This is a genomic window from Phyllobacterium trifolii, assembly GCF_014192095.1.
In the GTDB taxonomy this organism is placed as follows: Bacteria; Pseudomonadota; Alphaproteobacteria; order Rhizobiales; family Rhizobiaceae; genus Phyllobacterium; species Phyllobacterium trifolii.
In genome coordinates this window covers 48,153-61,373 of the sequence record NZ_JACHXN010000015.1, presented here as the reverse complement: position 1 = coordinate 61,373, position 13,221 = coordinate 48,153, and the positions used below count along the sequence as shown (strand labels likewise).

Below are 13,221 nucleotides of genomic sequence, written 5' to 3'. Positions count from 1 at the left end.
TCTCACACGCGCCGCGCCGGCTTTTTTATGGCTCTATATGTGAGATATGCCGACAACAGATAGAGCACGGCGAACATGGCATTCAGCCAGATCATCCAGTCGTGGGTATCGAGAAACACGACAAGAATCCACGAAAGCAGTGCAGCCTTGGCGATGCCGAGCAAGGCCAGATTGAGCGCACGCAGGCCAGATTGGCCGCGCGCATAAAGGATTTCCGCCTGATATTCGATGAGATTGCGCAGTCCGGGCACGAGCAGGACCAAGGGCAGCAGCGAAACGACCGAAGCAACATTCGCTCCAAGCGCTCGCGGGAAAATGGCAAGGAAGATGGCAAGCGCCGCCAGTCCGAGTGTCGACACCAGAAATACGCCAAGCTCCAGCCCGCCTCGGATTTTGAGTGATTTCAGCATGTCCGGCGTTCGCATCAACTTCTGCACCAGCATCATGTTGAATGAGCGGACGGGAAGGGCCGTCAGATCGACAAGCCGCATGATGATGGCGTAGACACCGGCCGTCTGTGGTCCGCCGACTGCAAGCACCAGCAGCTTGTCCATTTCGGACTGGACGTAGAAAAGCACCTCGGCACCTGTGACGGCAAAGGAATCCGCTAGCCTGCGGCGGTAGAGCTTGGGAATAAGCCGCAGCCGCACACGCGGGTAGAAGAAGATGATTGCGATAACAAGCGCAACGCCGTTCGCCCCCGCATACCACCAGCTCCATATTGCGAGGTTGGTCACGCTTGAGAACGCGAACAGCACTGCCGCTGCTGCCCGCAATGCCGTACCGATAATGACCAGCAATGCTGCCCGGCCAAAGCGGTTCATACCGTTATTGACGATGACCACAACTTCCAGCGATCGCCAAAGCAATGCTTCCGCTGCAACGATCACTGCAAAGGTGCCAAGCGCAAGATCGGCGCCGAAGAAAATCAGATGCATCAGATAGGCTGCAAGAATGAAGATCGGCAACGATACGACGACCGCCGCGAGAAATCCGCCGGTATAGGCGCCAATCAATTGCGGCTTTACGGTGGAAATCCGGTAAAGCGGCGAAACGAAGCCAAAAGAGACAAGACGTGACAGCACGACACCGGTTGCCGACGCCGTGGCAAACAGACCGAATTCCGCAATCGAAAGTGTGTTGGCAAGCGCAACGAAATAGGCGAGCGAAATGACGAGCCGCCCCGCCGATCCACTGATCACGGAGAAATAGTCGCGGATAAGCCCCGCATTGGCTTTCAGATGGCGTGCAACCAATACCATGTCCTGCCGGATATGCCTGAATCAAAGCTGCGGGGAAAGCACTGTCTCAAGCGTGAATTCGCCGGATTTCTACATCAAAAGACTTAACGGCTTGTATTAGCCGTTTTGAAACGTGGTATAGATGACATCCAGGCAAGGTTAGCTTGCAGACATATGGGTGCTGATAATTAACGATTTATTTTCCATAGAACTTTAGGTTGAATTAACTGTGGTTGTGGTGCCGCAATTGAATCGCCTTGGTCGGGCGATCGTGGAGTTGAAGTGGGAATGAGTAATCGCGAAAACGAGATGGCAAAGCGGCCGCGGCGCTCGCTTCTCTCGTTTGCCAGTCAGCCGGAATCTGAAGGAGAGGCCCACGCCGATCCCGAACGCGTCACCACGTCCATTCGCGGCGAGGATAATCTTGATCACTATCACCGCATGCGCGCTTTGCGCCTGGCAGCCGGCAGCGAAATCTTGCAACCATCGTTGAGTGATATTCCCGAGGACCTCAGTTCCGAAGAAGCCGAGCAGGATGCGGTCAATCGCATGCGCGCCGACATGGCCGCGATCAAGGCAGAGCTCAACCGCCGCGTCGATGCCGCCGAACAAATTACGCCACAGCGCGACGAATCTTTGCCGTTGATTGAAAAACCAGTCCGCGCCGATCCGGAAACTCCAATCGTCACAGCGCGACCTGAACCCGAGCCAACAGAGCAGTTGCAGGAAAAGCCGGAACCTGTTTTCCGTCCGGAATTGCGCAAAAACAAAGAGCTAGAGCCGGACCCTGAACCTGTCATCACACCGGTTCCGGTGCGCCGGCAGGCTCCGCGCAAAGTACAGCCGGTCGAATATCAAAGCGATGAATGGCGGCCACTCGTTGACCCGCGTATCGTTATCAATCGCGTTGGCCGTTCCAAGGGATTGATTATCGCAACCACAATCATCGGTACGCTTCTTGGCGTCGGCTATGCGATGACATTGCCGAAGCTCTACGCCTCGACCGTTGAAGTGCTTGTCGATCCGCGCGATCTCAAGATCGTCGACAAGGAGATTTCGTCGAGCCAGCTGCCAGTCGATGCTTCGCTGGCCATCGCCGAAAGCCAATTGCGCGTCATTCAGTCGAGCAGCGTGTTGACCAAGGTGATCGATCGCACAGGACTTGCCAAGGATCCGGAATTCAATGGTGACCTCAAGGAGCGAGGCCTTTTTGCGTCGATACAGGACCTCTTTTCTACCGATAGTACGCCAGATGAGACAACGCGTGAAACCGTTCTCCTGCGCAATCTCTACGACCATCTTGAGGTGGAGCGAAGCACCAAAAATTTCATCTTCAACATCACTGTGAAATCAAGGGATCCGCAGAAGGCGGCCTTGATTGCCAATACCGTATCCGATGTTTTCCGCGAGGAGCAGGGCAATATCCAGTCCGATACCGCACGGCAGGCCACTGAGTCGCTGACGGCGCGCCTCAATGACCTTCGAGCAGGCGTTCAGGATGCAGAGAATGCCGTGCAGAAGTTCAAGGCGGAAAATGACCTTGTCGACGTACAGGGCAGGTTGATCAGCGATGATGAAATCACCCGCACGAATGACGAGCTCACTCAGGCTCGCAACCAGACGATCCGCCTTAAGGCGCAGGCCGACTCTATCCGCAATACCTCGGTCGAAGGCGTGCTCGGCAACACGCTGCCGGAAGAATTCCGCTCCGGTGTCATCGTCGCCCTTCGCTCGCAATATGGCGCACTGAAGCAACAGGCGGATGGCCTCGCCACCAAGCTTGGACCGCGCCATCCGCAACTCATTCAGGCCCAGTCGCAGGGGGTTGGTGTCCGCAATGAAATCCGTAACGAGCTTGGCCGTATTGCATCTTCGGTGCAGGTGGAACTACAGCGTGCCACCCAGCAGGAACAGGACCTGTCGTCACGGCTGGCGCAGCTGAAAACGCGTACCGCCACCAACAACGAAGACATGGTCAAGCTGCGCGAGCTCGAACGGGAAGTCACCGCCAAGCGCGAAGTCTATGAAGCCTTCCTGTTGCGCGCAAAGGAGACTGGCGAACTCGAAGGTATGAACACAACGAATATCCGCGTCATTTCCCCGGCGCGTCCGGCGCTTGAAAGCACAGGCGGTTCGCGCAAACTCGTTGCAATTGGCGGCCTGCTCGGCGGGCTTTTGGCCGGTCTCGGCATTGCCGTGTTGCTCGGCATGATCGAAAGCTTCCGCGCTGGCAATCGCGCTCCTGCTTATGCCGAGGATGAACCGCCCGTCGATCCGGTGCCGCCATCCGGTACGAAGCGTACCGTTTCGCCCGAAAGCACTGGCTCTGTCTCTGCAGTACCTTCTGAATCTCGGCTTGGCGCAGCAATCCGGCGTGCACAGACACGGTCCATGATGTCGGATAAATCCGAAATCGAGAATTCACCGCATTCCGCTGATGACGAGGCGGCAATTGCCGAGTTTCTCTACGAACATGCTGACGCGCTGACCGAGCCACGCCATCATGACAATTCGAACATCGAGGAGATGTTGGCCGAGATCGCCGCGTTGCGCGAAGTCCTGCGTCTGCGCGCTGAGCGGAAGGCCGGCTGACCACTCAGGTTAAAATTCAGCCTGATGAGGTAGCTGGTGCGGGATTTCGAGGACCGGAGCGGAATGGACCTGAACGTCCATGAGCACCGGAAGCGGAGAAAGACCGCATCAGATGGCCATCAGGGTGGATTTTCTTGGCCGGTTTAATGCAAGCTTGGCGTCGGGCCTTGCCCTTTGTCATCAATGACGTAGCCGCGATAAAACCGATCCAGCGTAAAGGGCGCGGACAATGGATGCGGCTCATCCTTGGCGATCGTCCAGGCGAAGCATTTTCCTGAAATCGGCGTCGCCTTGAAGCCGCCGTAGCACCAGCCGGTGTTGAGATACATGCCCGGCAGCGGGCCCGTTGTGATGATCGGCGAGCCGTCCATTGTCATGTCCATGATCCCGCCCCACGAGCGCAGTAGCTTGACGCGCGCCAGTGCCGGGATAAGCGCAACGAACTCGCTCATCACATCCTCCACCACCGGCAGGTTGCCGCGCTGCGCGTAGGAATTATAGCCGTCGATGTCGCCGCCAAAAACGAGGCCACCCTTGTCGGACTGGCTGAAATAGAGATGACCCCCGCCGAACGTCGCCACTGTATCGACCACAGGCTTCAGCGCTTCCGAGACGAAAGCCTGCAGCACATGCGATTCAAGTGGCAGGCGGTCAATACCGGCGCGCCGCATAAGCTCGCTGGTGTGTCCGGCGACGGCACAGCCAACCTTCTTGGCATTGATTGGCCCGCGTGTTGTCATGACGCCTGTGACCGTATCGCCATCCTTCAGGAAGCTGGTGACCTCGCAATTCTCGATAATATCGACGCCGAGTTGGTCAGCGGCGCGCGCGTAACCCCAGACGACCGCATCATGCCGTGCAGTTCCGGCACTACGCTGCATCAAACCGCCAAGAATCGGAAAGCGCGCATTAGTGCTGATGTCCAGTCCGGGGATAAGTTTCTTGATTTGCTGCGGATTCATCAATTCGCAATCGATGCCGTTGAGCCGCATCTGGTTGCCGCGCCGCGCATAGATATCGAGCTGCGGCAGCGTGTGAGCCAGATTCACCACGCCGCGCTGCGAGAACATTACGTTGTAGTTGAGGTCGTGCGACATGGTTTCCCATAGTTTCATCGACGCTTCGTAGAAATGCTGGTTCTCTGAAAGAAGATAGTTGGAGCGAATGGCCGTGGTGTTACGGCCGATATTTCCGGATCCGAGCCAGCCCTTTTCAACGACCGCGATATTGCGCATGCCGTGTTCCTTGGCCAGATAGTAGGCGGTAGCAAGCCCATGCCCGCCGCCGATGATCACCACGTCATAGGCTGGTTTCGGATCGGGCTTGCGCCAGGCGGGTTTCCAGTCCTTGTTACCGTTGAGAGCATTTTTCAAAAGGCTGAAAGCTGAATAGCGCATAGGTGTTCCTGGATTCGTTATATCGCGATCATGCTTGGATTCATCGGCTTAGCCAAGACGTTCCTTTGCAACGACCATGTGCGTAGTTCGACGGGGCTCATGAGAGATAGGTTTGATTGCAGGGAGCTAAGTTCTGCAATGTTGACGATTATCAATGCAGCCCACAAATCTCCCTCATGGTGAGCCCCGTCGAACCACGCACTATCGCAATGCGACAATTACAGGCCGCAGCCGGGATATTGCCGCATTGCGATCCGCACCCGCTTTCGCTATTGCGTCAGTGAACGCCGTTATGGCGGTATTGTTGGCGCGTAAAATCAACAGAATGGCGCTCAAAACCGTGAAGTTCCAGGAGCAGCACATGGCAGTGACGATCAATGGCAAGGAAATTGCCGAGGACGTGGTTTCGAAGGTCAAAGCTTCTGCCGCCGATCTGATCGAAACCAGCGGGATCACACCCGGCATCGCCGTTGTCATCGTTGGCGAGGACCCGGCCAGTCAGGTCTATGTTGCGTCAAAGGGCAGGAAGGCGCGTGAATGCGGCTTTCACTCCGTTCAATATACTTTGTCGGAGGATACTCCAGAGGACGAGCTCGTCGCGCTGGTTGAAAAACTCAATGCCGATCAGCTGATCCATGGCATCCTCGTCCAGCTTCCTTTGCCGAAACACATCGATTCCGGCCGTATCATCCAGACGATCTCGCCGGACAAGGATGTTGACGGCTTCCATTTCGTCAATGTCGGCAAGCTGGGCACCGGCGAAATCGAGACGGCTTTCGTACCCTGCACCCCAGCCGGGTCGATGCTGTTGATCGAGCGTATCCTGGGACGTGATCTTTCCGGCCTCAATGCGGTGGTCATCGGCCGTTCCAACATCGTCGGCAAGCCGATGTTCAACCTTTTGCTCGCCCACAATGCCACAGTTACCATTGCGCATAGCAAGACCAAGGATCTCGCCGCCCTTTGCCGGACAGCCGATATTCTGGTTGCTGCCGTCGGCAGGCCGCAAATGGTCAAGGCCGATTGGGTCAAGCCCGGCGCAACGGTTATCGATGTCGGTATCAACCGCATTCCAGCTCCCGAAAAGGGCGAGGGAAAGACCCGCCTCGTTGGTGACGTGGACTTCGCTGACGTGTCGACGGTCGCTGGTGCTGTTACGCCGGTTCCGGGTGGCGTTGGGCCCATGACCATCGCCATGTTGATGGCCAACACGCTTGTCGCCGCCTATCGCTCGGTCGGCGAAGTGCCACCGCGCTTCTGATCCATTTGCTCTTACAGGGAATCCGGTTAGAACAACGCATGCCAGAAGCCCTCAAAGTCACCAGAACCTTTGCCTTTCTGCTCGTCGACAGATTCCCGATGTTCAGCCTCGCGGCGGCTATCGATACCATGCGCACGGCCAACCGCATGTCGGAGGAGGCGTTCTATTCCTGGACTACCGTTTCCGCCAATGGCGCAGCGGTGACCGCTTCAAACGGGCTCGAAATCAACGTTCAATATGCGCTGGCGGATTTGCCCAGCGCCGACATCACCTTCATTTGCGCCGGGTTGACGACTGAATTTGACGACAAGGCCAAGGTCATCGCCACCCTGCGCACCCTGGGACGTCGCGGCGCCGTGCTCGGCGGACTGAATGTAGGCAGTTACATTCTGGCGGAGGCGGGGCAGTTGGAAGGTCATCGCTGCACCATACACTGGGAAAATCGCGCCGGCTTTCAGGAGCGGTTTCCGCAGATCGAGTGCACCGGCAATGTCTTCGAAATCGATCGAAAGCGCTATACCTGCGCCGGAGGTACGACTTCGATCGATTTGATGCTGGATATCATCAAGCAGGACTTCAGCCCGGCGCTTGCCAATGAAGTGGCGAACCAGTTCCATCATGAACGCATTCGCTCGCAGACCGACCGCCAGCGTGTCGGTCCCGAACGTGATCTCACCGGCAAGTCGGAAAAGCTGCGCAAGATCGTCGAGCTTATGGCGGACAATCTCGAACAACCGAAATCAGCTGTGCGTCTTGCCAAGGCCGTTGGCCTGTCGGTCCGGCAGGTGGAGCGGTTGTTCCTGCGCCATCTCAACATGACGCCGGGCCGTTATTACATGAGCCTCCGCCTGGAGCGGGCGCGTGAACTGTTGCGCCAGACCCATTCGCCCATTCTGGACGTGGCGCTCGCGACAGGCTTCACGTCGCATTCCTATTTTGCCCAGAGTTACCGTGCGCAATTCGGGCGCTCACCCTCGGACGAGCGCCGTACGACTTACTGATCAACCGAAAACTGAAGCGCCGTTTTCCGCCTTCCCAACAACATTGCGGAAGGCTGCGAAGAGTTCGCGCCCCATGCCGTAGCTGTTGTGGCTGATATCAACGTCCGGCGTCGGGCGCGCTGCGAGGACCTCAGGATCTTCAAGCACGTCGAGCGTGCCGATTTCGGCATCGAGTCGAACCACATCGCCATCCCGGATCTTGCCGATGATGCCGCCATCGAGCGCTTCCGGCGTCACATGAATAGCCGCCGGAACCTTGCCGGACGCGCCGGACATGCGCCCGTCCGTGACCAGGGCAACCATATGGCCGCGATCCTGCAGCACGCCTAGGGCAGGGGTGAGCTTGTGCAGTTCAGGCATGCCATTGGCGCGAGGCCCCTGGAACCGCACGATCGCGACGAAATCGCGGTCGAGCTTTCCGGCCTTGAACGCGTCCTGCAGCGCTGCCTGGCTGTCGAACACGATCGCGGGCGCCTCGATGATGTGCCGGTCGGCTTTCACGGCTGATGTCTTGATCACCGCCGTGCCGAGGTTGCCCTTGAGCATCTTGAGACCACCCGTAACCTGGAACGGCTGCTTGCAGGTAGACAGCACTTTTTTGTCGGCGCTTTCCGCAGCGACCGGTTCGCGCAACACCGTGCCGTTTTCACCGAGCTTCGGCTCGATCGTATAGGCGCGCAAACCCTCTGTTCCGCCCCAGACCGTCTTGACGTCTTCGTGCAAGAGGCCGCCGTCGAGCAACTCGCGTATAATATAACCCATGCCACCGGCGGCATGAAAATGGTTCACGTCGGCAAGACCATTGGGGTAAACGCGCGCCAGCAACGGCACGACGTCGGAGAGATCGGAAATGTCCTGCCAGGTCAGCTTGATGCCGGCGGCCGCCGCCATGGCGACGAGGTGCATCGTATGATTGGTCGAGCCACCCGTGGCGTGCAGGCCGACAACGCCATTGACGATACTGCGCTCATCGATCATTTCACCGACCGGCGTGTACTCATTGCCAAGCGCCGTAATCGCAAGCGCCCGCTTCGCCGCTTCACGCGTCAGCGCGTCGCGCAAGGGCGTGCCCGGATTGATGAACGACGAACCCGGCATGTGCAGACCCATGATCTCCATCAGCATCTGGTTGGAATTCGCCGTGCCATAGAAGGTGCAGGTGCCAGGCCCATGATAGGACTTGGATTCGGATTCGAGCAGTTCTTCGCGCCCGACCTTGCCTTCCGCATAGAGCTGGCGCGTCTTGGCCTTCTCGTCATTGGGAAGGCCGGTGGTCATTGGGCCTGCGGGAATGAACACTGCAGGGAGATGGCCGAAGGTAAGCGCGCCGATCACGAGGCCCGGTACGATCTTGTCGCAGACGCCGAGATAGACCGCCGCGTCAAACATGTCGTGCGACAGGCCGATGGCGGTCGCCATGGCAATAACGTCGCGCGAAAACAGCGAGAGCTCCATGCCGGGCTGGCCTTGCGTCACGCCATCACACATGGCGGGCACGCCGCCCGCGACCTGGGCCACACCGCCGGCCTCTTTGGCTGCTGCCTTGATCAGCTGCGGATAGGTCTCAAACGGCTGGTGTGCCGAGAGCATGTCATTGTAGGAGGTGATGATGCCGAGGTTCGGCACGACATCGCCAGCGAGCGCCGCCTTGTCGGAAGGGCTGCAGGCTGCAAACCCATGGGCGAGATTGGCGCAGGCGAGCGCCGAACGCTTTGGCTTGCGCGATGCCGCTTCGCGAAGATGATCGAGATAGACATCGCGTGTCGGCTTCGACTGTTCGCAGATGCGATGGGTAATGCTTTTCACCCGTTGCAGGACGGTCATTTCATGTCTCCTTATGGCGTTTGCCCGGAAGCTTGGGAGCCTTCCCGGCAATCACACGCTCCGAGCCTCAGGGAGCCCAGAAAATCTCGAGCTCAATCGGCTCGTATCGCAATATCGCGCGTATCGGCATGTCGGTTGTCGCGCCACGTCCAAGAGCCGCCTCAAGGGTCGTACGCTTGCCCGCGCCTTCAATATGCAGCGCCACGAAACGTGCATTGACGATTGCTGGCAGTGTCAGCGTCAGCCTTGGCTCGCCTGCGCCTTCTGCATGCATCGGCAGCACCAGCTCTGGCTGATCTGGCGATATCGCATCGCTCAATCGGTCTCCGCCGGGAAAGAACGACGCGGTATGACCATCGCCGCCCATGCCGAGAATGACGACATCGAATGGCTGTCCAATCCCCGCAATGGCTTGCCCTGCCATTTTAGCACCCTCTTCGACGTTCGGCGCGTGATTGTAGAGTCCTACAAACTTGGCCTTGATCGCGTGATTCTGCAGAAGCATTTCTGTCACGAGCTTCTGGTTTGAACGGTCGCTGGTCGGCGGTACGAAGCGCTCGTCCACCAGCGTGATCGTGATCTTGTCCCACGGCAAATCCTTGAGTGACAGCACCTTGAAAAACCGGGCAGGGGTTGTGCCGCCCGATACGGCCAGCACAGCCTTGCCGCGTGCCTCCACTGCGTCCGCCAGACGCGCCGCGACTGTCGAAGCGAGGGCTTCGGCAAGCGCATTGCCATCGGCAAAACTGTTCAGTCGCGGATCTGCTGTCATGGGATCAAATTTCACTCAGGTTCATGCCATGTGCGGTTGTCGCGTTCGATAAGCGCGATGGCCGCCGATGGACCCCACGTGCCGGCGGTATAGCCTGCCGGTGGCTGTTCGGTTTCGGCCCATGCCTTCAGGATCGGGTCCACCCATTGCCACGCTGCGACCACTTCATCGCGCCGCATGAACAGTGTCTGGTTGCCGCGTACTACATCCATGATCAACCGTTCATAGGCGTCGGGGCTACGCGCGGTGAAGGATTCGGCAAAGGTCATGTCCAGAGGAACGTGACGCAGGCGCATGCCGCCCGGACCCGGGTCCTTGATCATCATCCACTGCTTGACGCCCTCGTCCGGCTGCAGGCGGATGACGAGCTGGTTGGCGACAACGCGGCCGGCACTCTCACCGAAGATCGAATGCGGGATAGGCTTGAACGACACGACGATTTCGGAAGCACGTGATGCCAGGCGCTTGCCGGTACGCAGATAAAACGGCACCCCGGCCCAGCGCCAGTTGGCGATTTCGGCCTTGATGGCGACGAATGTTTCGGTGTTGCTGGGGTGTTCCAGCTCTTGTATGTAGCCCTTCACTGCGCCGCCTGAAGAAGCGCCAGCACGATATTGGCCGCGGACGGTAAGCTCGTCGGCGTTCTTCGACGTTATCGGGCTGAGCGAACGCAGCACCTTCAACTTTTCGTCGCGCACTGCATCCGCATCCATCGATGCCGGCGGCTCCATAGCCACGAGGCAGAGCAGCTGCATGATGTGATTTTGCACCATGTCGCGAAGTGCACCCGCCGTATCGTAATAGCCAGCACGATTTTCCAGCCCCACAGATTCAGCAACGGTAATCTGCACGTGGTCGATATGGGCCGAATTCCAAAGAGGTTCATACAGCGCATTGGCAAAGCGCAGCGCCATCAGGTTCTGCACAGTCTCCTTGCCAAGATAGTGATCGATGCGGAAAATCTGCTGCTCGTGAAAAACGTGGCCGATCGTATCATTGAGTGCGATGGCTGACTGAAGGTCGCGGCCAATCGGCTTCTCGACGATAATACGCGTATGGTCATGGACGAGCTTGTAGCTCTTCAGGCGGCTTGAGATATCGGCGAAGAGCGATGGGCTGACAGCAAGATAAAAGGCGCGGACGCGTTTGGTATCATTACCGATCTCGGTTTTCAGCTCCTCCCAGCCATTGTCGGAGGTGGCATCGACCGCGACATAGGACACACGCGCCAGAAACTGATCGACCTGCTTCTGGTCGAATTCGCTTGGCTTCACGAATTCCTTGATCGCGCTTTCCGCGAACTTGCGGTAATCGTCGTTTGAGATGGGCGAACGGGAGGCGCCGATAATGCGGGTCGGTTCTGAAAGCTGGCCATCGCGCTGGCGTTGATAAAGCGCCGGGATCAGCTTGCGCTCGGCAAGGTCGCCGGTACCTCCGAACACGATACAATCAAAGGGATCAACCGGGATAATCTGACTTGTCATGGGAGAGTCTCGCTATGCCTGACTTTGCGGGTTGTATAATCTAATCGATTTAAAATGACCAGTCCTGAAGCACAAACTGCGTCAAAATGCATTTCCAATTCGTATCCTTTCCAATAGGCTTGCAACGAATGGGATGTGATCATGGTACATAATCTATCCAGAGTTGTCGCACAGGATAAGCATTTCCTGAATATCATGAATGGCAGACCTGTTGCCGCATTAAGCCAGGAAACGATCACTGTTTTGTGTCCGTCCGATGGCTTGGCCTTTGCGACCATTCCGGCGTGCGATGCCGATGATGTGGATCGTGCCATACGCGCCGCGCGCGGGTCCTTCGATCATGGCTCTTGGTCAAGGATGCCAGCCTTCGAACGCGGTAGGCTGTTGACGCGGCTCGGGCACTTGATCGAACAGCATGGTGATGAACTTGCAGCGCTCGAATCGCGCGATACCGGTAAACCAATTCGCCAGGGCAAAGCCGACGTTGCTGCCGCCATGCGTTATTATGAATTCTACGGCGGTGCCGCCGACAAGATCCATGGCGATACGATCCCGTTTCTCGACGGCTATACGGCGCTGACCCTGCGCGAACCGCATGGCGTCGTTGCCGGGATCATTCCGTGGAATTACCCGATGCAGATTATGGCGCGCGTGGTTGGCGCGGCGCTTGCCATGGGCAACACGCTGGTCATCAAGCCAGCCGAAGATGCATCGCTCTCGACAATCCGTATCGGCGAACTTGCCATCGAGGCAGGTTTTCCGGAGGGCGTGCTCAATGTCATCACCGGCTATGGCCGCGAAGCAGGTGCAGCCCTTTCAGCGCATCCCGGCGTTGACTATGTGACATTCACTGGTTCTCCTGCAACCGGCACAGCCATCCAGCAGGCCGCCGCCGCGAATAATCGCGGCGTTACGATGGAACTTGGCGGCAAGTCACCGCAGATTATCTTTGCCGACGCGGATATTGAAAAGGCGCTCCCGGTTCTCGTCAATGCAATCATCCAGAACGGTGGGCAGACCTGCTCGGCCGGTAGCCGCATTCTCATCGAGCGCCGGATCTACGATGAGGTCGCAGCAGCGCTGGGCGAGCGTTTCGGCAAGCTCGTTGCCGGCCCACACGATGCCGATCTCGACCTTGGGGCGATGATCAATCCGACACAGAAACGCAAGGTTGAAAATTACGTCACGTCGGCTGCCGAAGCAGGCATTAATGTTATTGCGCAGGGTTCCATCGACGTCCACGCCCCGGCCACCGGCTACTATGTAGCACCAGTGCTGTTTGGCGCCGTCGATCCGACGGCCATTATCGCCCAGGAGGAGGTTTTCGGCCCTGTGCTCACGCTGTTCGCGTTTGACGACGAGCAGGAGGCAATAGGGCTCGCCAACCACACGGAATATGGCCTTGTAGCGGGTATCTGGACCAAAGACGGTGCGCGCCAGCATCGCGTTGCCAAGCGCGTGCGTGCGGGTCAGGTCTTCGTCAATGCCTACGGCGCGGGCGGTGGCGTCGAACTGCCATTTGGCGGCTTCAAGAAATCCGGTCATGGTCGCGAAAAGGGTTTCGAGGCCCTCTACGACATGTCCGCGACCAAGACGATCATCTTCCGTCACGAATGATCAAATCCACCTATGACAACCAGCATGTATGA

At 58.0% G+C, this 13,221-nt stretch carries 9 protein-coding genes; 4 read left to right on the top strand and 5 right to left on the bottom strand.

Annotation, left to right across the window (positions count from 1 at the left end):
- Window positions 1-2 precede the first annotated feature (2 nt).
- Entirely contained in the window at window positions 3-1,256 is a 1,254-nt protein-coding gene (locus FHS21_RS20575; protein ID WP_112526357.1) for a lipopolysaccharide biosynthesis protein, read from the bottom strand.
- A gap of 273 nt (window positions 1,257-1,529) precedes the next feature.
- Here FHS21_RS20575 and FHS21_RS20570 point away from each other — a divergent pair, with 273 nt between their 5' ends.
- Window positions 1,530-3,833 carry a Wzz/FepE/Etk N-terminal domain-containing protein gene (locus FHS21_RS20570; RefSeq protein ID WP_112551441.1) on the top strand — a complete coding sequence of 768 codons (2,304 nt, stop codon included), beginning with the start codon at window positions 1,530-1,532 and terminating at the stop codon, window positions 3,831-3,833.
- 143 nt (window positions 3,834-3,976) lie between these two features.
- Here the strand turns inward: FHS21_RS20570 and FHS21_RS20565 are convergent, their stop codons facing one another.
- Window positions 3,977-5,230 (bottom strand): sarcosine oxidase subunit beta family protein, encoded by a 1,254-nt coding sequence (locus FHS21_RS20565; RefSeq protein ID WP_112551442.1) that lies wholly within the window; start codon window positions 5,228-5,230, stop codon window positions 3,977-3,979.
- Between the two features lie 361 nt (window positions 5,231-5,591).
- On the opposite strand from FHS21_RS20565, the gene folD reads away from it, so the two are divergent.
- A complete protein-coding gene (gene folD / locus FHS21_RS20560) occupies window positions 5,592-6,491 on the top strand; it encodes a bifunctional methylenetetrahydrofolate dehydrogenase/methenyltetrahydrofolate cyclohydrolase FolD (protein ID WP_112526109.1) in 900 nt (299 codons plus the stop codon).
- 38 nt (window positions 6,492-6,529) lie between these two features.
- Window positions 6,530-7,492, top strand: coding sequence for a GlxA family transcriptional regulator (locus FHS21_RS20555; protein ID WP_183663823.1), 963 nt, complete (start codon window positions 6,530-6,532; stop codon window positions 7,490-7,492).
- Here FHS21_RS20555 and edd read toward each other — a convergent pair whose 3' ends face one another.
- From edd to zwf, 3 genes are all read right to left on the bottom strand, one after another.
- Window positions 7,493-9,316 (bottom strand): phosphogluconate dehydratase, encoded by a 1,824-nt coding sequence (gene edd / locus FHS21_RS20550; RefSeq protein ID WP_112526105.1) that lies wholly within the window; start codon window positions 9,314-9,316, stop codon window positions 7,493-7,495.
- Window positions 9,317-9,383: 67 nt separating this feature from the next.
- Window positions 9,384-10,088, bottom strand: a complete 705-nt coding sequence (pgl, locus tag FHS21_RS20545) for a 6-phosphogluconolactonase (RefSeq protein ID WP_112551444.1) — start codon at window positions 10,086-10,088, stop codon at window positions 9,384-9,386.
- A gap of 11 nt (window positions 10,089-10,099) precedes the next feature.
- Window positions 10,100-11,572, bottom strand: a complete 1,473-nt coding sequence (zwf, locus tag FHS21_RS20540) for a glucose-6-phosphate dehydrogenase (protein ID WP_112551445.1) — start codon at window positions 11,570-11,572, stop codon at window positions 10,100-10,102.
- Between the two features lie 141 nt (window positions 11,573-11,713).
- Between zwf and FHS21_RS20535 the strand changes: the two genes are divergently transcribed.
- Window positions 11,714-13,189, top strand: coding sequence for an aldehyde dehydrogenase family protein (locus FHS21_RS20535; protein WP_183663821.1), 1,476 nt, complete (start codon window positions 11,714-11,716; stop codon window positions 13,187-13,189).
- Window positions 13,190-13,221 lie beyond the last annotated feature (32 nt).